Origin of the sequence: Variovorax paradoxus (genome assembly GCF_040544635.1) — a bacterium.
Taxonomy (GTDB): domain Bacteria; phylum Pseudomonadota; class Gammaproteobacteria; order Burkholderiales; family Burkholderiaceae_C; genus Variovorax; species Variovorax paradoxus_R.
Map to the genome: position 1 here is coordinate 197,830 of NZ_JBEPKJ010000004.1, position 20,497 is coordinate 218,326.

Annotated in this window: 15 protein-coding genes; 12 read left to right on the forward strand and 3 right to left on the reverse strand. The window is 65.0% G+C overall.

Annotated features, from left to right (window positions below; all coding sequences use genetic code 11):
- Positions 1-23: 23 nt before the first annotated feature.
- The 3 genes from msrB to ABIC94_RS08620 all read right to left on the reverse strand — a co-directional run bounded on the left by msrB (position 24) and on the right by ABIC94_RS08620 (position 3,064).
- A complete protein-coding gene (gene msrB, locus ABIC94_RS08610; protein ID WP_354372599.1) occupies positions 24-434 on the reverse strand; it encodes a peptide-methionine (R)-S-oxide reductase MsrB in 411 nt (136 codons plus the stop codon).
- Complete coding sequence (locus ABIC94_RS08615) at positions 431-1,924, reverse strand: protein adenylyltransferase SelO (RefSeq protein WP_354372600.1); 1,494 nt, start codon at positions 1,922-1,924, stop codon at positions 431-433. The genes msrB and ABIC94_RS08615 overlap by 4 nt, the downstream gene beginning before the upstream one ends.
- Before the next feature lie 63 nt (positions 1,925-1,987).
- Positions 1,988-3,064: an AraC family transcriptional regulator gene (locus tag ABIC94_RS08620; RefSeq protein ID WP_354372601.1), complete on the reverse strand. Its 1,077-nt coding sequence runs from the start codon at positions 3,062-3,064 to the stop codon at positions 1,988-1,990.
- 148 nt (positions 3,065-3,212) lie between these two features.
- On the opposite strand from ABIC94_RS08620, the gene ABIC94_RS08625 reads away from it, so the two are divergent.
- The 12 genes from ABIC94_RS08625 to ABIC94_RS08680 all read left to right on the forward strand — a co-directional run bounded on the left by ABIC94_RS08625 (position 3,213) and on the right by ABIC94_RS08680 (position 20,496).
- Positions 3,213-5,078 (forward strand): carboxylesterase/lipase family protein, encoded by a 1,866-nt coding sequence (locus ABIC94_RS08625; protein ID WP_354372602.1) that lies wholly within the window; start codon positions 3,213-3,215, stop codon positions 5,076-5,078.
- A gap of 140 nt (positions 5,079-5,218) precedes the next feature.
- Positions 5,219-6,862, forward strand: a complete 1,644-nt coding sequence (locus ABIC94_RS08630) for a 3-(methylthio)propionyl-CoA ligase (RefSeq protein WP_354372603.1) — start codon at positions 5,219-5,221, stop codon at positions 6,860-6,862.
- A gap of 150 nt (positions 6,863-7,012) precedes the next feature.
- Positions 7,013-8,242, forward strand: a complete 1,230-nt coding sequence (locus ABIC94_RS08635) for a branched-chain amino acid ABC transporter substrate-binding protein (RefSeq protein ID WP_354372604.1) — start codon at positions 7,013-7,015, stop codon at positions 8,240-8,242.
- Positions 8,243-8,443: 201 nt separating this feature from the next.
- The gene (locus ABIC94_RS08640) at positions 8,444-9,682 is read left to right on the forward strand and encodes a branched-chain amino acid ABC transporter substrate-binding protein (protein ID WP_354372605.1); all 1,239 of its coding nucleotides are present in this window, start codon (positions 8,444-8,446) and stop codon (positions 9,680-9,682) included.
- Between the two features lie 80 nt (positions 9,683-9,762).
- Positions 9,763-10,716: a branched-chain amino acid ABC transporter permease gene (locus ABIC94_RS08645; RefSeq protein WP_354372606.1), complete on the forward strand. Its 954-nt coding sequence runs from the start codon at positions 9,763-9,765 to the stop codon at positions 10,714-10,716.
- A gap of 4 nt (positions 10,717-10,720) precedes the next feature.
- On the forward strand, positions 10,721-12,037 hold the full coding sequence (locus tag ABIC94_RS08650; protein WP_354372607.1) for a branched-chain amino acid ABC transporter permease: 1,317 nt from the start codon (positions 10,721-10,723) through the stop codon (positions 12,035-12,037).
- A complete protein-coding gene (locus tag ABIC94_RS08655; RefSeq protein ID WP_354372608.1) occupies positions 12,037-12,828 on the forward strand; it encodes an ABC transporter ATP-binding protein in 792 nt (263 codons plus the stop codon). The genes ABIC94_RS08650 and ABIC94_RS08655 overlap by 1 nt, the downstream gene beginning before the upstream one ends.
- Position 12,829: 1 nt before the next feature.
- Positions 12,830-13,525: an ABC transporter ATP-binding protein gene (locus ABIC94_RS08660; protein WP_354372609.1), complete on the forward strand. Its 696-nt coding sequence runs from the start codon at positions 12,830-12,832 to the stop codon at positions 13,523-13,525.
- A gap of 150 nt (positions 13,526-13,675) precedes the next feature.
- Positions 13,676-15,781: a 3-hydroxyacyl-CoA dehydrogenase NAD-binding domain-containing protein gene (locus ABIC94_RS08665; protein WP_354372610.1), complete on the forward strand. Its 2,106-nt coding sequence runs from the start codon at positions 13,676-13,678 to the stop codon at positions 15,779-15,781.
- 26 nt (positions 15,782-15,807) lie between these two features.
- Positions 15,808-17,283, forward strand: a complete 1,476-nt coding sequence (locus tag ABIC94_RS08670) for a M20 family peptidase (RefSeq protein ID WP_354372611.1) — start codon at positions 15,808-15,810, stop codon at positions 17,281-17,283.
- A 43-nt stretch (positions 17,284-17,326) separates the two neighbouring features.
- On the forward strand, positions 17,327-18,502 hold the full coding sequence (locus ABIC94_RS08675) for an acetyl-CoA C-acyltransferase (RefSeq protein WP_354372612.1): 1,176 nt from the start codon (positions 17,327-17,329) through the stop codon (positions 18,500-18,502).
- Positions 18,503-18,639: 137 nt separating this feature from the next.
- Positions 18,640-20,496: an acyl-CoA dehydrogenase gene (locus ABIC94_RS08680; protein WP_354372613.1), complete on the forward strand. Its 1,857-nt coding sequence runs from the start codon at positions 18,640-18,642 to the stop codon at positions 20,494-20,496.
- The last annotated feature ends 1 nt before the right edge of the window (position 20,497 follow it).

The window sequence follows — 20,497 nt, forward strand, 5'->3', positions numbered from 1 at the left end:
GGGCGGGAGCCGGTTGTTGGTTGTTATTTCTTCTGGAAGTCGAGCGAAGCCGAGTTCATGCAGTAGCGCAAGCCGGTTTCGGTGGGGCCGTCGGGAAACACGTGCCCCAGGTGGGCGCCGCAATTCGCGCAGACATTTTCCGTGCGCACCATGCCGTGCGAACGGTCGACGATGTTCTTGATGGCGCCCGGAACGGCTTCTTCCGAGAAGCTGGGCCAGCCGCAACCCGCGTCGAACTTGGTCGACGCCTCGAACAGCTTGGCACCGCAGCAGATGCAATGGTAGGTGCCGTCTTCCCAGTGCGCCTCGTACTTGCCGGTGAAGGGGCGCTCGGTGGCCGCGTGGCGCGTCACCTCGAAGGCCGCGGGCTCGGCGCCTTTTTCAGCGAGCACGGCTTTCCATTCGGCGTCGGTTTTCTGTACGGGAGTGGTCATGATGAACAGCTGATTTCAATCGTGGACGCCCAGTCGGGCGGGAAGCCGGCATAAGCGTCGGCACCGGGATGTTCTTCAAATGGGGTCTCGAGCAGGGTCAGCAAGGTTGCCACAGCCGAGAAGTCCTTCTGCGCAGCACCTTCGATGGCTTGCTGGCCCAGGTGGTTCCGCAACACGAATCTAGGGTTCGATTTGAGCATCAAATCGGCAGCCTGCGAGTGTCGGGCCTGCGATGGGGCCTGTGCATGCCGCTCCGAAAAAGATAGCAACCATGCATCGAAGCTGGCGCGGTCCAGGAAGAGGTCGCACACCGGTTCGGCGTTGCCGTCTTTCATGTGCTGCGACAGGCGGCGCCAGAAGATCGTGTAGTCGACCTTTTCGGCGGCCAGCAGCTTCAGCACGCCTTCGATGAGCGTACGGTCGCCCTCGGCCGAATCGGCCAGCCCGAGCTTGGCGCGCATGCGGCCCTCGAACTCGCGCGGGAACACCGTCTTGTAAGACTCCAGCGCGCCCACCGCAACTTCCTGGTCGCCGATCAGCGGCAGCAGCGCCTGCGCCAGGCAGAACAGGTTCCAGTAGGCCACGTTGGGCTGCTGGTTGAAGGCGTAGCGTCCGCTGGTGTCGCTGTGGTTGCAGATGTGGCGCGGGTCGAAGCCGTCCAGAAACTGGAACGGCCCGTAGTCGATGGTGAGCCCGAGGATGCTCATGTTGTCGGTGTTCATCACGCCATGGCAAAAGCCCACGGCCTGCCACTGCGCGAGCAGGGCGGCAGTGCGTTCGCTCACGGTTTCCAGGAAGGCTGCGTAGGCATTGCCGTTGAAGCGATCGGTGGTGCGGCAGGCCGGGTAGTAGTGGTCGATGACGTAGTCGGCGAGCGCGCGCAATTCAGCGTCGCGTTGGTTGGCGGCAAAGTGCTCGAAATGGCCGAAACGGATGAAGCTGGGCGCCACGCGGGTCACCACGGCGGCGGATTCGGGCTCTTCGCGGTACACGCGGGCGTCGGAACCTGTCACGCACAGTGCCCGCGTGGTCGGAATGCCGAGGCCGTGCATGGCTTCGCTGCAGAGAAATTCGCGGATGCTGGAGCGCAGCACGGCGCGGCCGTCGCCGCCGCGCGAGTAGGGCGTGCGGCCCGCGCCTTTCAGCTGCACTTCGAGGCCGCCCGCCGTTTCACCCAGCATGATCGCGCGGCCGTCGCCGAGCTGCCCGGCCCAGACGCCGAACTGGTGGCCGCTGTACACGGTGGCGAACGGGTTGGTGCCGGCGACCGGGAGGCTGCCCGTCAGCGCCGAGAGCGTGCTGTCCGATTGCCGCCAATCGGCCGGCAACCCCAGTTCACGGGCCACCGCCTCGCTGTGGCCCACCCAGTAGGGATCGGGCAGGGGCGTTGGCCGCAGGTGGGTGAGAAAGGCGGCGCCGAGCGCCTCGAAACCAGGCTTCCAGTGCAATCCCAGGTCCGCGACGTCCGTGTCTTCAGCAAGCAGGCTCATGCCCGGATTGTCCGGCAACGGGCGTAACCCCTTGCCGCGCGGGCCATCGGCGTTGGAGGCTGCTCAATGAGCGAGCGCCGGCGTGTCCCAGATCCGCGCCCGGTACTGCGCGGGCGGTAGCCCGAACCAGCGCTTGCAGGCGCGGAAGAAGTTGCTGCTGTCGACGAAGCCGAGCATGTCCGCCACGTCGGTGAGGGTATGGCGGTCTTCCGCCAGATACTGCTGCGCCAGCTCGCGGCGGGTGCGGTCGAGCAGCGACTGGAACGACACCGATTCCTCCTGCAGCCGCCGTTGCAGTGTGCGCTCCGCGAGCCCGAGGCCGGCAGCCACGTCCTGCCGGCGCGGTTCGCCTTGCGGCAGCCGCCGCGCGATCTCGGCGCATACCAGCGTGCTGGTGGTGGTCTGGCCGAGCAGGTTCAGCTGGTCGTCCAGCAGGTGCTCCTGCATCTCGCCGAGCGCCGGGTGGTGGGTGGGTAGCGGCATGGCCATGTCGGCCGCCGACAGCAGCAGGCGGTTGGCCGGCGCGTTGTAGCGAATCGCGCAGCCGAAGGCCTCCCGGTGCAGCCGGTCGTCGACCGGCGGCGCATAGACGAACTCCAGGGCCAGCGGCTGCAGCTCGCGTCGCGTGAGCCACTGGCACTGCATGAAGACGGTCAGCAGGGCGTATTCGACGCGCTGGCGCGGAATCGGGAGGCTGCCGCCGGTGTGTTCCATCACCATCCAGCAGCCGCGCGCCTCGGGCTGCAGCGAGAACGCGGTCGCGTCCGAGATCACCGCCATGTAGCGCGTGAGCCGGGTGAGCGCCGCGCCCAGGTCCGCGCTGCAGGCCATGGCGTGACCGACCGTGCCCAGCTTGCTGTGCGTGGCGGCCAGGTCGCGGTGCAGGCCCAGCGTGGGCTTGCCGGCGCGCGCCACCGCGAGTTGCCAGAGCACCGAGATTTCGTCGACCGGCACGCGCGCGTTCTGGCGGTGCAGCGAATCGGGGTCGAAGCCCGCGTCGCGCAGCAGCGAAGGCACGTCGAGCCCTTCGGCCTCGAACATCGAGAGCACGCCCTCGAGCCAGGCGGCCGAGCTGGTCCGAAGCTCCGGCTGCTGCGCGAAGCCCGGCCGGCGTTGCGGGCGGCGCTGGGCGTGCGGCATGGAGGCTCCTGAAGTCATTGATTTGGCGCGCTTGCGATAGCGAGGGAAACGGCGTGCGTTCCTAGAATTTTTACGGGTTCGGCGGGCCGGAGTATGGCCACCGGACACGAAGGCAGGAATTCCGATTAACCCGGTGTGGAGACAAAAAATGAATACGGCACTGACAGCAGCGGTACAGCCATGGCCGGAAAACCGGGGAGCGGCAGGAACGGCGACAGCGGCGGCGCGGGCGCTCGCCATGACGGCGTGCCTGGCCCTCGCGGCCTGCGGCGGCGGCTCTTTGGGTTCGTCGTTCTCGTTCCTGCCGGCCACTCCGCCTGCGCCGCCGCCACCGGCCGCACCACCACCGGCCGCACCACCACCGGCCGCGGACGGCCCCATGGTGCGCCAGACCACGGCCGGCAAGATTGAAGGCGTGGACGACAGCGCCAACTCGGGCACGTGGTTCTGGAAGGGTGTTCCTTTCGCGCAGCCGCCGGTCGGCGCGTTGCGCTGGCGCGCGCCGGTGGAGCCCGAAGCGTGGAGCGGCATCCGACCGGCCACGAAGTTCGGCAACGCTTGCCTGCAGATCGGCCGGCTTTTCAGCCCCGGCACCAACAACACCTATGACGCCACCATCGGCACCAACCTGGGCAAGCCGGTCGGCAGCGAGGACTGCCTGTTCGTCAACATCTGGCGCCCCGCCACGAGCGAGCAGAACCTGCCGGTGCTGCTGTTCGTGCACGGCGGCAGCAATATTTCGGGCTACACGGCCGATCCGCTCTACGACGGCGCCAGGCTGGCGAAGGCCACCAACGCGGTGGTCATTACCGCCAGCTACCGCCTGGGCATCCTGGGCTTCCTGAACATGCCGCAGCTGCGCCCGGGCGGCACCGCGGGCGACGACTCGGGCAACTTCGCGCTGCTCGACAACATGGCGGCACTGCGCTTCATCCGGGACAACGCCGCGAATTTCGGTGGCGATCCGGGCAACGTCACGCTCTCGGGTGAATCGGCCGGTGCCACCAACCTGCTGGCGGTGATGACCTCGCCGATGGCGAAGGGGCTGTTCCACAAGGCCTTCGAGATGAGCGGCGGGATTTCGCTCGCGAGCAACCTGCCGCCGGGGACGCTGCCTACGCTGGTCCCGGCATCCGTCTCGCTTGCGCAGGGCCAGTCGATCCTCGAGAAGCTGCTCGTGGCCGACGGCACCGCCGCCGACGCAGCCGCCGCCAAGGCCTACATCGGCACGCGCACGCCGGCGCAGATCGCCGACTACATGCGGGCGCAAGAGGGTGGCGCAATGCTGGCCACGGTGGTCGCCAACGGCCTGGGCGCCGTCGCACCCATTCCCGACGGCACGGTGCTCCCGGTCGATCCGATCGGCGCGATCGCGGCCGACAACTACGTCAAGGTGCCGATGCTCGCGGGCAACACGCGCGACGAGGGCAAGCTCTTCGCCTCGCTGCTGGGAACCATCGGCTTCCCCAAGCCGGGCTGGATCGTCACCGATGCCCAGCGCTTCTCGATGATGTTCAACTTCGACCCGGATGCGCCGCCCACGCTCACGGTGGCCGACATCATCGACCCGTTCTACCTCCCGGTAGACAAGCCGGCCACCGGCTACAACGCGGCGACCGACATCATCACGAAGGGCCTCTTCGAGGCCAACCGCGACAGCCTGCTGGACACGATGAAGATGCGCCAGCCGAACATCTGGCACTACCGCCTCGACTGGGCGCAGGAGCCCTCGCCGTGGAACGACGTGTACGGCGCGGCGCACGCCTTCGACCTGCCGTTCGTGTTCGGCAACTTCAGCGGCTCGCTGCTCAGCAACGCGATGGGCGGCAAGGCCAACCAGCCGGGCCGGCTCGCGCTGTCCAACGCCGTCATGGCCAGCGTTGGCGCCTTCATGCGCAATGGCAACCCGAACACGCCCGAACTTGGTGCAACCTGGGCGACATGGCCGTCGCAGCTGCGGCTCGACGCCACGCCCTCGGCGGCCGTGATCACGCCGGTGCAGGCCGTGCCATGAGCAAAGCGCCAAGGGTGCATCGGTGAGCCGCCGCGTTCGATCCGGCAGTGCGGGTTTGTGTCATTGTGGAAGTGGCCGAAGCTTGCGTGAATCCGTTGTTCGCAAGCTTTCATGAAGTCATTTCTTTTAGGAGTCCGTAGATGCTGGGTTTGATGCAAGACCAACCGCTTTTGATCTCGTCGCTGATCGATTTCGCCGAGCGCCACAACGGCGACGGCGAAATCGTCTCGCGCCGGGTCGAGGGCGACATTCACCGCACGACATGGAGCGGTATCGCATCGCGCGCCCGGCAGGTGGCCAATGCGCTGGACGGCGAGCAGTTGCTGTTCAGCGACCGCATCGCCACCCTGGCATGGAACGGCTACAGGCACCTGGAGCTGTACTACGGCGTGAGCGGCAGCGGTCGCGTGCTGCACACCATCAACCCGCGCCTGCACCCCGACCAGATCGCCTGGATCGCCAACCATGCCGAAGACCAGATGCTGTGCTTCGACCTGAGCTTCCTGCCGCTGGTGCAGGCGGTGCACGCCAAATGTCCCACGATCCGGAAATGGATTGCACTGTGTGATGCCGACAAGCTGCCGGTGGACAGCGGCGTGCCCAACCTCGTGAGCTACGAAAGCTGGATCGGCGCGCAGCCCACCGGCTACGAGTGGCCCACCTTCGACGAGAACTCGGCCTCGAGCATGTGCTACACGAGCGGCACCACGGGCAACCCGAAGGCCGCGCTCTACAGCCACCGCTCGACCATGCTGCATGCCTACGCCGCGGCCTTGCCCGACGTCATGCGGCTGTCGGCGCGCGACTCTGTGCTGCCGGTGGTGCCGATGTTCCACGTCAACGCCTGGGGCATTCCGTACTCGGCTGCGCTGGTGGGCTGCAAGATCGTGTTTCCCGGCCCGGCGCTCGACGGCAAGTCCGTGTACGAGCTGATCGAAGCCGAAGGCGTTACCTTCGCGGCCGGCGTGCCCACCGTGTGGCAGATGATGCTCGGCCACATGCAGGCCAACGGCCTGAAGTTCAGCAAGCTCAACCGCACCGTCATCGGTGGCTCGGCCTGCCCGCCGGCCATGATCACGGCGTTCCAGGAGAACTACAACGTCGAGGTGCTGCATGCCTGGGGCATGACCGAAATGAGCCCGCTGGGCACGCTGTGCACGCTCAAGAACAAGCACCTCTCGCTGCCGCCGGACGCGCAACTGCAGATCCGCATGAAGCAGGGCCGTGCCATCTTCGGCGTCGACATGAAGATCGTCGACGGCAACGGCAAGGAGCTGCCCTGGGACGGCAAAGCCTATGGCGACCTGCTGGTCAAGGGCCCATGGATCGTGAAGGAATACTTCAAGGGCGAGGGCGGCGATCCGCTCATTCGCGACGAGCAGGGACGCGGCTGGTTTCCCACCGGCGACGTCGCCACCATCGACGCCGAGGGCTATCTGCAGATTACCGACCGCAGCAAGGACGTGATCAAGTCCGGCGGCGAGTGGATCAGCTCGATCGAGATCGAGAACATCGCCGTCGCGCACCCGGCCGTCGCCATGGCCGCCTGCATCGGCGTGTACCACCCCAAGTGGGACGAGCGGCCGATCATCGCGGTCGTGAAAAAACCCAACGCGGAAGTCGCGCGCGAAGAATTGCTGAAGTTCTACGAGGGCAAGACGGCCAAGTGGCAGATTCCCGACGACGTGGTGTTCGTCGAAGCGATTCCGATCGGCGCCACCGGGAAGATCCTCAAGACCAAACTGCGCGAATTGCTCAAGGACTACAAGCTGCCGACCGCCTGACGCATCGCCCTGAACCCACCGCACTGTCGCGCACGCGATAGCAAGGCCGCTTCGGCGGCCTTCCTTCCGGGCAATCCCTGTGCGGCGAAGAAAAGGGCGCTTGTACGCTGGCATCCGCTTCATACCCGCCATTCATCCAGGAGACTCTTCATGCAATTTGCCATCAAGTCCGTAGCTGCTTGCGCCATGCTGGTGAGCGCCGCGGCCGCGTTCGCCCAGAAGGGCGAGACGGTCAAGATCGCCTGGCTGGACCCGCTGTCGGGGCTGATGGCCGCGGTCGGCACCAACCAGCTAAAGACCACGCAGTTCCTGGCGGAAGAGTTCAACAAGAAGAACGCCTCGGGCGTGAAGTTCGAGATCATTGCCATCGACAACAAGCTGAGCCCGCAAGAGACCACCGCCGCGCTGCGCTCCGCCCAGGACCAGGGTGCGCGCTACATCACCCAGGGCAACGGCTCGGGTCCGGCGCTGGCGATCATCGATGCCGTCGAGAAAAACAACGCGCGCAATCCGGGCAAGGAACTGCTCTACCTGAACTATGCGGCGGTCGACCCTGACCTCACCAACAGCAAGTGCAGCTACTGGCACTTTCGCCTGGACGCCGACACCTCCATGAAGATGGAGGCGCTGACCACCTGGATGAAGGACCAGACCGACATCAAGAAGGTCTACATCCTTGGCCAGAACTATGCGCACGGCGTGCAGGTGTCGAAGTTCGCCAAGGAAAACCTCAAGACCAAGCGCCCCGACATCCAGATCGTGGGCGACGACCTGCACCCGCTCGCGCAGGTGCGCGACTTCTCGCCGTACATCGCCAAGATCAAGGCATCGGGCGCGGACACCGTCATTACCGGCAACTGGGGCTCCGATCTGTCGCTGCTCATCAAGGCGGCGAACGACTCGGGCCTGGACGTGAAGTTCCTCACTTACTACGCATTCGGCACTGGCACCCCAACGGCCATGGGCGCCACCTCTGCCGGCAAGATCTATACGGTGGCCTATGGCCACTACAACATGGGCGGCGAGATCCAGAAACTGCTCGCAGGCTACAAGAAGAGGATGAACGACGACCTGACGCAATCGTCGATCTATCACACGTTCGCGCTGCTCGACGCCGCCTTCGTGCAGGCCAGGTCGACCGATCCGGTCAAGGTTGCGGCCGCGCTCGAGGGCATGAAGATCAAGAGCTTCAACGGCGAGGTCGAGATGCGCAAGGCCGACCACCAGCTGCAGCAGGGCCTCTACATCTCGCGCTGGGAGAAAGCCAGCGCCAAGTTCCCTTATGACGCCGAGAACACCGGCTACACCAACGTTCCCGTGAAGTACTACGAGTCGTATGTGGCGAGCACGCCGACGACCTGCCAGATGAAGCGCCCTTGAGCGTCTTTGTGAACGCATTTCCTACTCGTGGGTAGAAGCTGTCTACCCGCGGGTAGTAATTGGAGAAATGCGCTGTCGCCTGCGCGATAGAAACGGGCCTTTGCGGCCACCCCCTCCGGGCATTCCCTGAGGGGCGGGGCAGTGAACGCTTGTACGCTCGTGCAAGGCTTTTTGATTCGGTTTGACCAGGAGATATAGATCGTGAAGTTCGCTCTGAAAATCGCTACCGCAGCCATCCTTGCCGCAGCCGCCACCGGCGCTCTGGCCCAAAAGGGTGAAACCGTGAAGATTGCCTGGCTCGACCCGCTGTCGGGCCTGATGGCGGCGGTCGGCACCAACCAGCTCAAGACCTTCCAGTTTCTGGCCGAGGAGTTCAACAAGAAGAACGCCGCCGGCGTGAAGTTCGAAGTCATCGCCATCGACAACAAGCTCAGCCCGCAGGAAACCACCAGCGCACTGCGCTCGGCCATGGACCAGGGCGCGCGCTACGTGGTGCAAGGCAACGGCTCCGGTCCGGCGCTGGCCATCATCGATGCGCTCGAGAAGCACAACGCCCGCAACCCGGGCAAGGAAGTGCTCTACATCAACTACGCGGCCGTCGACCCCGACCTGACCAACAGCAAGTGCAGCTACTGGCACTTCCGCCTCGATGCCGACACCTCCATGAAGATGGAGGCGCTGACCGCTTTCATGAAAGAGCAGGCCGACATCAAGAAGGTCTACCTGATCAACCAGAACTACTCGCACGGCCAGCAGGTCTCCAAGTTCGCCAAGCAGAACCTGAAGGACAAGCGCCCCGATGTCGAGATCGTCGGCGACGACCTGCATCCGCTGGCCCAGGTGCGCGATTTCTCGCCCTACATTGCCAAGATCAAGGCCTCTGGCGCCGATTCGGTGATTACCGGCAACTGGGGTTCCGACCTCGCGCTGCTCATCAAGTCGGCCAACGACTCGGGCCTGAACGTCAAGTTCTACACCTACTACGCAGTGACGACCGGCACGCCGACCGCCATGGGCGCGGCTTCGGACGGCAAGGTGTACCAGGTGGGCTACAGCCACTACAACGCGCCGGGCCCGGTCCAGCCGCTGATGGGCGAGTTCAAGAAGAAGTTCAACGACGACATGTACACCACCGACATCTACACGGTGTACGCCATGCTCAGCGAAGCCTTCGTGCGCACCAAGTCGACCGAGCCCGTCAAGGTTGCGGCCGCCATGGAAGGCATGAAGTTCAAGAGCTTCAACGGCGACGTCGAGATGCGCAAGTCCGACCACCAGCTGCAGCAGGGCCTGTGGATCACGCGCTGGCAGAAGACCGACGCCAAGAACCCCTACAGCCCGGAGAACACCGGCTACACGCTGGCGCCGGTCAAGTTCTACGAGGCCTACGTTGCGAGCACGCCCACGTCTTGCCAGATGAAGCGGCCCAACAACTCGTGATCGCCTGATCGCGCGCTGACCGGTCGAGGCCCGACTTCACCACTCGGGCCTTTTTCTTTTTCAACCGACACGAAAGACCGATGAACGTCGAATTCTTCGTCATCTCGCTGCTCAACGGCGTCAGCTACGGGCTGCTGCTGTTCATGCTGAGCTCTGGCCTTACGCTGATTTTCAGCATGATGGGCGTGCTCAATTTCGCGCACGCCAGCTTCTACATGCTCGGCGCCTACATCGCCTACACCCTGTCGAACATCATCGGCTTCTGGCCCGCGCTCTTCATTGCGCCGCTGCTGGTCGGCCTGCTGGGTGCCGCCTTCGAGCGCTACAGCCTGCGCCGCGTGCACAAGTTCGGCCATGTGCCCGAGCTCCTGGTGACCTTCGGGCTTTCGTACCTGATTCTCGAACTGGTGCAGCTCGCCTGGGGCCGTTCCACGGTGCCTTACGGCCTGCCGACGCAACTGCAGGGGCCGCTGTTCTCGCTGTACGGCACGCAGTTTCCGAAGTCGCGCTCGTTCATCATGCTGGTGGCCGTGCTGATGCTCATCTCGGTGTGGCTGCTGCTCACGCGAACGCGCATCGGCCTGGTCATTCAGGCGGCGCTGAAGCACCCCGACATGGTCGAGGCGCTCGGCCACAACGTGCCGCGCATCTTCATGCTGGTGTTCGGCGGCGGCGCCGCGCTCGCGGGCCTTGCGGGCGTGGTGGGCGGCAACACCTACGTGACCGAACCTGCCATGGCCGCCTCGGTCGGCTCGATCATCTTCGTGGTGGTGGTGGTCGGCGGCATGGGCTCGCTGGCCGGCGCATTCCTGGCGTCGCTGCTGATCGGCATCATCCAGACCTTCGCGGTGGCCATGGACCAGTCGTTTGCCGGCGGCCTGCAGATGCTGGGCTTTACCGTGACCGACCAGACCTTCGGCTACGAGCTGCTCAAGCTCACGATCTCGCAGGTTGCTCCCATCCTGCCGTACCTGTTCCTGGTGCTGATCCTCATCTTCAGGCCCAAGGGTCTTCTTGGTACCCGGGAGGACTGACACCATGACGACGACCACACCCACGACCCCGACGCAGTACTACCGCTTCAAGCCCTGGAACATCGGGCGCTTCCTGATCTGGTCGCTGTTCGCGATCGTGCTGATCATCTCGCCGCTGGTGTTCAAGAGCAGCCTGGCGCTCACCATGCTCTCGCAGATGGGCTACCTGATCATCATCTGCCTGAGCTACAACATCCTGCTGGGGCAGGGCGGCATGCTGAGCTTCGGCCATGCCGTGTATGTCGGGCTCGGCTCCTTCCTTGCCATCCACGTCATGAACATGGGCGGCAAGGGCGGGCTGCAGATTCCGCTGGTGCTCATTCCGCTGGTGGGCGGCCTGGCGGGCATGTTCTTCGCCATATTGCTGGGCTTCGTCACCACGAAGAAATCGGGCACCACCTTCGCGATGATCACCATGGGCATCGGCGAGCTCGTGGCCTCCATGGCGCTGATGTTCCCGAGCTTCTTCGGCGGCGAGGGCGGCATCACCACCGACCGCGTGTACGGACCGACCTTCTTCGGCCTCAACTTCGGCTCGCAGATGCAGGTGTACTACCTGATAGCCGTGTATTGCTTCGTTTGCACCGCGCTCATGTATGCCTTCACCGGCACGCCGCTCGGCCGCATGCTGAACGCGGTGCGCGACAACCCGGAGCGCGTGGAGTTCATCGGCTACAACACGCAGCGCGTGCGCTACTTCGCATTCATCATTGCCGGTTTCTTCGCCGGCATCGGCGGCGGGCTGGCGTCGATCAACTTCGAAATCGTGAACGCGGCCGACAGTCTGAGCGCCATCCGCTCGGGCGGCTACCTGCTGTTCACCTTCCTGGGCGGGGCGGTGTTCTTCTTCGGGCCGATCATCGGCGCGGTGCTGCTGGTGTTCGCGTCGATCTTGCTGTCGGAGCTCTCCAAGGCCTGGCAGCTCTACTTCGGCCTGGTGTTCGTGTTCATGGTGATGTTCGCGCCCGGCGGCATCGCCAGCCTGGTGATGATGAACCTGCGCGTCGCCAAGTTCGGCAAGTTCGACCGCTTCTGGCTGCTGTACGTCGCACTGGCGGTGGCGCTGGTGCCGGTGGTCGTCGGAGCCGCCGCACTCATCGAGATGATCTATCACATCCAGCTGAACTCGGCGCTCGGGCCCAACCTGAACTTCTTCGGCGTGACGCTCGACACCTCGGGCACGGCAAGCTGGCTCGGCGCCGCCGCGATCCTGGCCGTGGGACTGGCTGCGCTGGAGGTGGCACGCCGCCGTTTCGTGCGCGTCTGGGGCCAGGCGCAGGAAGAAATCGAAGCAGAAATCAAACGTCGGGAGGCGGCGTAATGAGCGCGCAAAACGCACACCATGCACTGGAACTGAAGGCGCTGCGCAAGAACTTCGGCAAGACCGAAATCATTCGCGGCGTGGACCTGGCCGTGAAGGCCGGGGAACGCGTGGCCATCATCGGCCCGAACGGAGCGGGCAAGTCGACGCTGTTCAACCTGATCAGCGGGCGCCTCACGCCCACCAGCGGCGAGGTGCTGCTGAACGGCCAGCGCATAGACGGCAAAAAACCCTTCGAGATCAACCGGCTGGGCCTGTCGCGCAGCTTCCAGATCACCAACATCTTCCCGAAGCTCAGCGTGTTCGAGAACCTGCGCTGCGGCGTGTTGTGGAGTCTGGGCTATCGCTACACCTTCCTGCGCTTTCTCTCGAACCTCGACGACGCCAACGCGCGCACCGAAGAGCTCATCAAGCAGATCGGCCTGGAGCGCAAGCGCGACGTGCACGCGGTGAACCTCACCTATGCGGAGCAGCGCGCGCTCGAAATCGGCGTGACCATTGCCGGCGGCGCCGGCGTCATCCTGCTGGACGAGCCCACGGCCGGCATGAGCAAGACTGAAACCTCGCACTTCATCTCGCTCATCAAGCACGTCACGGTCGGCAAGACGCTGCTCACGGTGGAGCACGACATGGGCGTGGTCTTCGGGCTGGCCGACAAGATTGCGGTGGTGGTGTACGGCGAGGTCATCGCCTTCGACACGCCGGCGGCCGTTCGCGCCAATGCGCGTGTGCAGGAGGCTTACCTCGGCTCTTCGGTTGCCGATGCACAAAGCCAAGGCCAGGGACACTGAAATGCTGAAGCTTCACGACATCCACGCCTACTACGGCAAGAGCCATGTGCTGCATGGCGTTTCCTTCAACGTCGGCGCGGGCGAAATCGTCGCGCTGCTGGGCCGCAACGGCTCCGGGCGCTCGACCACCGCCAAGGCGATCATGGGCCTGGTGCACGCCGAGGGCACGCTGCAATGGAAAGAGCAGGACATCCTGCGCAAGAAGGCCTACGAAATCGCGCACATGGGCATCGGCTACGTGCCCGAGAACCGCGACATCTTTCCCAAGCTCACGGTGCACCAGAACCTGCTCCTGGGGCAGAAGGGCTCGGGCAAGGGAAGCCGTTGGTCCTTCGACGACATGTACGGCATGTTCCCGCGCCTGAAGGAGCGCCAGCACACCGAGGCCGGCGTGCTTTCGGGCGGCGAGCAGCAGATGCTCACGCTGTGCCGCACGCTCATGGGCGACCCCGACCTGATCATCATCGACGAGCCCACGGAGGGCCTGGCACCCAAGATCGTCGAGCTGGTGGGGCAGTACCTGAAGACGCTCAAGGACAAGGGCATCTCGGTGCTGCTGATCGAGCAGAAGCTGACCATTGCAATGCAGATCTCCGACCGTGCGCTGGTCATGGGCCACGGCAGCATCGTGTTCGACGGCACGCCCGACAGCCTGCGCGCCGATGCGACCACTCGCAAAGAGTGGCTCGAAGTCTGACAAGCCCCTGAGGGATCCGGGCCGCGCCCCGGATCCCCTTGTCCCAACAGCGACTGCGTGCCATTGTTAGGCCACGCGAAACGCCTAGAATCCCCGAAAAAGAACACTCGTGCTTTTTCTTCTTTTTCTTCACACACCAAGGAACGCAGCATGACGGCTGAATACAAAGTGCTCGGCGATGTCGCCGTGATCACACTGACCAACCCGCCGGTCAACGGTCTCGGTTTTTCGACCCGCATCGGCATCACCGATGGGTTGTCGAAGGCCAATGCCGACGACGCCGTCAAGGCCATCGTCATCACCGGCGCCGGCAAGGCGTTCTCGGGTGGCGCGGACATCAAGGAGTTCGGCACGCCCAAGGCGCTGCAGGAGCCCAACTTGCTAAGCGTGATCCTGTCTCTGGAGGCTTCGCCCAAGCCCATCGTCGCGGCCATTCACTCGGTGTGCATGGGCGGCGGCCTCGAACTGGCGCTGGGTTGCCACTACCGCGTGGCGGCTCCCGGCACGAGCATTGCGCTGCCCGAAGTCAAGCTGGGCCTCATTCCGGGCGCCGGCGGCACGCAGCGCCTGCCGCGCGTTCTGGGCGTGGAAATCGCGCTCAACATGATCGTGAGCGGCGAGCCGGTCAAGAGCGAGCTGCTGGCCAGCCTGCCGGGCCAGAAGCTGTTCGACAAGCTCGCGGCCTCGCCCGAATCGGTGTTCGAAGAAGCCGTGGCCTTCGCCAAGAGCGTGGCCGGCAAGAGCGGCGACGCATTGCCGCTGGTGCGCAACCTGCCGTGCAAGCATCCGCAAGGCGATGCCTACTTCCAGTTCGCCAAGAACATGGTCGGCGGCATGTCGAAGAACTATCCCGCGCCGCTGCAGTGCGTGGAGGCCGTGCAGGCCGCCACCAAGATGAAGTTCGACGCTGGCATGGCCGAGGAGCGCCGCATCTTCACGTCGCTGATGTTCACGCCCGAATCGCTGGCCCTGCGCCACCTGTTCATGGCCGAGCGCGCGGCATCCAAGATTCCCGACGTGGCCGACGACACGCCCAAGCGCGAAGTCAAGTCGGTCGGCGTGATCGGCGCCGGCACCATGGGCGGCGGCATTTCGATGAACTTCCTGAATGCGGGCATCCCCGTGAAGATTCTCGAGATGAAGCAAGAGGCGCTCGACCGCGGCATTGCCACCATCAAGAAGAACTACGAATCCCAGGTCAAGAAGGGCAAGCTCAAGCAGGACAAGTACGAGCAGCGCATGGCGCTTTTGAGCACCACGCTGAGCTACGACGACCTGAAGGACGCCGACCTGATCATCGAAGCCGTGTTCGAGGAACTCGGCGTGAAAGAGAAGGTGTTCAAGGAGCTCGACCGCGTGGCCAAGAAGGGCGCCATCCTGGCTTCCAACACCTCGACGCTCGACGTCGACAAGATCGCAGCCTTCACCGAGCGCCCGCAGGACGTGGTCGGCATGCACTTCTTCAGCCCGGCCAACGTGATGAAGCTGCTCGAAGTGGTGCGCGGCAAGCAAACGGCCAAGGATGTTCTCGCCACCGTCATGGACATTGGCAAGAAGATCAAGAAGACGGCCGTGGTCTCGGGCGTGTGCGACGGCTTCATCGGCAACCGCATGATCGAGCAGTACTCGCGCCAGGCAGGCTTCCTGCTGGACGAAGGCGCCACGCCGCAGCAGGTCGACAAGGCCGTCGAGAAGTTCGGCTTTGCCATGGGCCCGTTCCGCATGGGCGACCTGGCCGGCAACGACATCGGCTGGGCCATTCGCAAGCGCCGCGCCGTGGAGTATCCGGACATGAAGTACAGCCGCACGGCCGACAAGCTGTGCGAGCTGGGCCGCTTCGGCCAGAAGACGGGGGCAGGGTGGTACGACTACCAGGCCGGCAAGCGCGATGCAATTCCGTCGGATCTTGTCAACAAGATGATCGAAGACCATCGCAAGGAACTGGGCATCACGCCGCGCAAGATCTCCGACGAGGAAATCGTGCAGCGCCTGGTGTATGCGCTCGTCAACGAAGGCGCGCACATCCTGGAAGACGGCATTGCCTCGAAGGCGGGCGACATCGACATGGTTTACCTCACCGGCTATGGCTTCCCGATCTGGCGCGGCGGCCCGATGCACTACGCATCGCAGGTCGGCCTGTACAACGTGGCCGAAACCATGAAGCGCTTTGCCAGGAACCCGCGCGACGACGCCGAGTTCTGGCAGCCCGCGCCGCTGATCCAGAAGCTGGTCGCCGAAGGCAAGCAGTTCAGCTGACAGCACACCCGGGACCCTGACCGCCTATGTTGAAACGCATCTTTCTCGGGCTGCTGCTGGTGCTTGCGGCACTGGTGGCGGCCGTGGCGGTCAAGACCTGGACCACGCCATCGCAGCAGCTGGCGGTGGCGCCCGCGCCCAAGCTCGAGATGGACCTGCAGGCCGCAGCCAAGCGGCTGGCCGGCGCGATTCCGATCCGCACCGTTTCCAGCCTCGACGATCCGGCCGCCAATCTGGCCGAGTTCGACAAGCTGCACGCCTACCTCGAACAGCAGTTCCCCAAGGTCCACGCCACCCTCAAGAAAGAAGTGGTGGGCCAGCGGGCGCTGCTCTACACATGGACCGGTACCGACGCCTCGGCCAAGCCCGTCGCGCTGATGGCGCACCAGGACATGGTGCCCATTGCGCCCGGCACCGAGAAGGCGTGGACAGTCGACCCCTTCGCAGGCGAAATCAAGGACGGCTACGTCTGGGGCCGCGGCACGCTCGACAACAAGGGCAACCTGTTCGCGCAGATGGAAGCCATCGAGCTGCTGATCGGCAGCGGCTTCAAGCCCAGGCAAACCGTGTATCTCGTGATGGGCGACGACGAAGAGGTGAGCGGCCTGCGCGGCGCGCAGCCCATTGCCGAGCTGCTGAAGTCGCGCAACGTGCGCCTCGATTGGGTGCTCGACGAAGGCCTGCTGATTCTCGACGGCGTGCTGCCCGGCCTCTCGAAGCCGGCTGCGCTCATCGGCCTGGCCGAGAAGGGCTACGGCACCTTCTTTCTTTCGCTCGACACCGCCCCCGGCCACTCGTCGATGCCGCCGCAGCGCAGCGCCATCGGCAGCATGAGCGCCGCGCTTGCACGGCTTGAAGCCAACCCGATGCCCGGCGGCATCAAAGGCGTGGCGGCCCAGATGTTCGGTGCCCTCGCGCCGGAGATGAGCAGCATGAACCGCGTGATGCTCTCCAACCTGTGGCTCACCGAACCACTGGTGCGCAGCCAGCTCCAGAAGAGCCCGAGCAGCAACGCCATGCTGCGCACGACGACCGCATTGACCATCGTGCGCGCCGGCAACAAGGACAACGTGCTGCCCGGCCGCGCCGAAGCGGCGGTCAACTTCCGCATCCTGCCGGGCGACAGCATCGACAGCGTGGAAGCGCATCTGCGCAAGGCGCTCGGCAACGACGAAATCAAGATCAAGCGCTACCCGGGCAACTCCGAGCCTTCGCCCGTGTCGCCGACGGACAGCACCGGCTACCGCGCCATCCAGCAGGCGGTGCGCCAGTCGTTCCCCGACGTGGTGGTGGCCCCCGGCCTCATGACCGCCGCTACCGATTCGCGCCATTTCAGCCTGGTGAGCGACGCCGTCTACCGGTTTTCGCCGTTCCGCATGAAGAGCGAAGACCTCGCGCGTTTCCACGGCAACAACGAACGCCTGGCCATCTCCAACTACGGCGAGATGATCGGCTTCTATCACCAGCTCCTGCGCAACACCAACGCTGCGCCGGCGCAATGACGACAACAACTCTTTTTCCCTTCCATCTTCAAAGGACCTCACCATGACCAGCGCCGTCATCGTTTCCACTGCCCGCACGCCGCTCGCCAAGAGCTGGAAGGGTGCCTTCAACATGACGCACGGCGCCACGCTCGGCGGCCATGCGGTTCAGCACGCCATCTCGCGCGCCGGCATCGAAGCCGCCGAAGTCGATGACGTGATCATGGGCTGCGCAACGCCCGAAGGCGCCACCGGCTCCAACATCGCACGCCAGATCGCGCTGCGCGCCGGCTGCCCGGTCACCACCTCGGGCATGACGATCAACCGCTTCTGCTCCTCGGGCCTGCAGACCATTGCCACCGCGGCGCAACGCATCATCGCGGGCGAGGGCGACGTGTACGTGGCCGGCGGCGTCGAGAGCATTTCGTGCGTGCAGAACGAAGCCAACAAGCACATGCTGGCCGACCCCTGGCTCGTGAAGCACAAGCCCGAGATCTACTGGAACATGCTGCAAACGGCCGAGCAGGTCGCCAAGCGCTACAACATCGGCCGCGATGCCATGGACGAGTACGGCGCCGCCAGCCAGCAGAAGGCCACCGCCGCTCTGGAAGCCGGCCGCTTCAAGGACGAGATCGCCCCCATCACCGTGCTGGCCGGCGTGGCCGACCCCGTGATGGGCCTGCGTACCAAGGAAGTCACCGTCGAGAACGACGAAGGCATCCGCCCCGGCACCACCAAGGAAGGCATCAGCGGCATCCGCCCGGCACTGCCCGGCGGCCTGATCTCGGCCGGCAATGCCAGCCAGTTCTCGGACGGCGGCGGCGCCTGCGTGGTGGTCGACGAGAAGTACGCCCAGCAAAAGGGCCTGAAGCCCCTCGGCCGTTTCCTCGGCTTCGCCGTGGCCGGCTGCGAGCCCGACGAAATGGGCATCGGCCCGGTCTTCGCGATTCCGAAGGTGCTCAAGCGCCTGGGCCTCACGGTCAACGACATCGACCTGTGGGAGCTGAACGAAGCCTTCGCCGTGCAGGTGATCTACTGCCGCGACAAGCTCGGCATTCCGGGTGACCGCCTGAACGTGGACGGTGGCGCCATCGCCGTGGGCCACCCCTACGGCGTGAGCGGCCAGCGTCTCACGGGCCACGCGCTCATCGAAGGCAAGCGCCGCGGCGCGAAGAAAGTGCTGGTCACGATGTGCATCGGCGGCGGCATGGGCGCAGCGGGCGTGTTCGAAATCATCTGACTCTCCCCCAGTCTGCGGCGCACTGCGTGTCGCCTTCGCCAACCCCCTTCCGGGGGCAACACCAGCGGCCCGGCTGAGCCGGTTCCGCGGTGTTCCAGGCGCAGAACCTGCGCGTTCATTCACACCGAGATCCAGCCATGAGCCTTCGTCCCACCCTCGACTTCCTGCTCTACGACTGGCTCGACGCGGAATCGCTGAGCCAGCGCGAGCGCTTTGCCGACCACTCGCGCGAAACCTTCGACGCGGTGCTCGACACCTGCGAACGCATCGCGCGCGAAAAGTACGCGCCGGCCAATCGCATCGTCGATACACAGGAGCCGCACTTCGACGGCGAGAAGGTCGTGTTGCCGCAAGCGACGCACGACGCGCACAAGGCCTTCGTCGAGTCGGGAATGATGAGCGCGGCGCAGGACTACGACATCGGCGGCATGCAGCTGCCCTACACGCTGCAGGCCGCGGCCAACAGCTTCTTCGCGATGGCGTCGGTGAGCATCGGCTCGAACATGCTGACGAGCGGCAACGCCAACCTGTTGATGGTGCACGGCACTGAGATGCAGAAAGAGGTGTTCGCGAAGAACGAATTTTCGGGCCGATGGGCGGGCACCATGTGCCTCTCCGAGCCGCAGGCCGGATCGTCGCTGAGCGACGTGGCCACGCGCGCGGTGCCCGATGGCGATGACTACCAGAACGATCCGCTGGGGCCGCGCTATCGGCTCACGGGCAACAAGATGTGGATCTCGGCCGGCGACCACGAGCTGACCGAAAACATCGTGCACATCGTGCTCGCCAAGATCCCGGATGCCAATGGCAAGCTGGTGCCCGGCACGCGCGGCATCTCGTTGTTCATCGTGCCCAAGCGCATGGTGAACACGAACGGCGAACTGACCGGCGAGCGCAACGACGTTGCATTGGCAGGCCTCAACCACAAGCTGGGCTGGCGCGGCACCACCAACACGCTGCTGAATTTCGGTGAGGGCAAGTACCCGGTCGGCGGCAAGGCGGGCGCGGTGGGCTACCTCGTCGGCGAACCCGGCAAGGGCCTGCGCTGCATGTTCCACATGATGAACGAGGCGCGCATCGGCGTCGGCACGGCCGCCACCATGCTGGGCATGGCGGGCTACTACGCCTCGCTCGACTATGCGAAGACCCGCCCGCAGGGCCGGCTCGTGAAGAAGCCCGACGCGGGCGCTGGCAGCCAGGTGGTAAAGGACTCGGCCAGCCCGCAGGTGCGCATCATCGAGCACGCCGACGTGCGCCGGATGCTGCTCGCGCAGAAGTCGTACTGCGAAGGCGCGCTGGCGCTGGAGCTGTATTGCGCCCGCCTGGTCGACGAGCAGAAGACCGGCGACGCGCAGTCCGCGGACGACGCCCGCCTGCTGCTCGAAGTGCTCACGCCCATCGCCAAGAGCTGGCCCAGCGAATGGTGCCTCGAAGCCAATTCGCTCGCCATTCAGGTGCACGGCGGTTATGGCTACACGCGCGACTTTCCGGTGGAGCAGTACTGGCGCGACAACCGCCTGAACATGATCCACGAGGGCACCCACGGCATTCAGGCCGCTGACCTGCTGGGCCGCAAGGTGTTGATGGAAAAGGGCCGGGGCCTGCAACTGCTGGCCGGCCGAATCACCGACACCGTCGCTCGCGCAGCCGAGGTGCCGGTGCTTGCGGCGCATGCCAAGACATTGAAGGTGGCCCTGCAGCGCATAGCCAGCGCGACCGAGGCCGCCTGGTCCACCGGCGACCCGGCCGACGCGCTGGCCAACGCCGTGCCGTACATGCAGGCTTTCGGCCACACCGTGCTGGCCTGGATCTGGCTGGACGTGGCGCGACGCGCGCTGGAAATCGACGCGGAAAAGGCGAGGGCGGTAACAGCTGGCAAGATTGGCGCCACGGACTATTTCTTCCACTACGAGCTGCCGAAAATCGGTGCCTGGCTCAATGTGGTCGAAAGCCGCGACCCCACCTGTACAGCATTGCCAGAGGACGCTTTTTGAA

Bases quoted from the DNA above. Each gene is read 5' to 3' on its own strand.
- msrB (WP_354372599.1), bottom strand. From the start codon at position 434: ATGACCACTCCCGTACAGAAAACCGACGCCGAATGGAAAGCCGTGCTC.
- ABIC94_RS08615 (WP_354372600.1), bottom strand. From the start codon at position 1,924: ATGAGCCTGCTTGCTGAAGACACGGACGTCGCGGACCTGGGATTGCAC.
- ABIC94_RS08620 (WP_354372601.1), bottom strand. From the start codon at position 3,064: ATGCCGCACGCCCAGCGCCGCCCGCAACGCCGGCCGGGCTTCGCGCAG.
- ABIC94_RS08625 (WP_354372602.1), top strand. From the start codon at position 3,213: ATGAATACGGCACTGACAGCAGCGGTACAGCCATGGCCGGAAAACCGG.
- ABIC94_RS08630 (WP_354372603.1), top strand. From the start codon at position 5,219: ATGCTGGGTTTGATGCAAGACCAACCGCTTTTGATCTCGTCGCTGATC.
- ABIC94_RS08635 (WP_354372604.1), top strand. From the start codon at position 7,013: ATGCAATTTGCCATCAAGTCCGTAGCTGCTTGCGCCATGCTGGTGAGC.
- ABIC94_RS08645 (WP_354372606.1), top strand. From the start codon at position 9,763: ATGAACGTCGAATTCTTCGTCATCTCGCTGCTCAACGGCGTCAGCTAC.
- ABIC94_RS08650 (WP_354372607.1), top strand. From the start codon at position 10,721: ATGACGACGACCACACCCACGACCCCGACGCAGTACTACCGCTTCAAG.
- ABIC94_RS08655 (WP_354372608.1), top strand. From the start codon at position 12,037: ATGAGCGCGCAAAACGCACACCATGCACTGGAACTGAAGGCGCTGCGC.
- ABIC94_RS08660 (WP_354372609.1), top strand. From the start codon at position 12,830: ATGCTGAAGCTTCACGACATCCACGCCTACTACGGCAAGAGCCATGTG.
- ABIC94_RS08665 (WP_354372610.1), top strand. From the start codon at position 13,676: ATGACGGCTGAATACAAAGTGCTCGGCGATGTCGCCGTGATCACACTG.
- ABIC94_RS08670 (WP_354372611.1), top strand. From the start codon at position 15,808: ATGTTGAAACGCATCTTTCTCGGGCTGCTGCTGGTGCTTGCGGCACTG.
- ABIC94_RS08675 (WP_354372612.1), top strand. From the start codon at position 17,327: ATGACCAGCGCCGTCATCGTTTCCACTGCCCGCACGCCGCTCGCCAAG.
- ABIC94_RS08680 (WP_354372613.1), top strand. From the start codon at position 18,640: ATGAGCCTTCGTCCCACCCTCGACTTCCTGCTCTACGACTGGCTCGAC.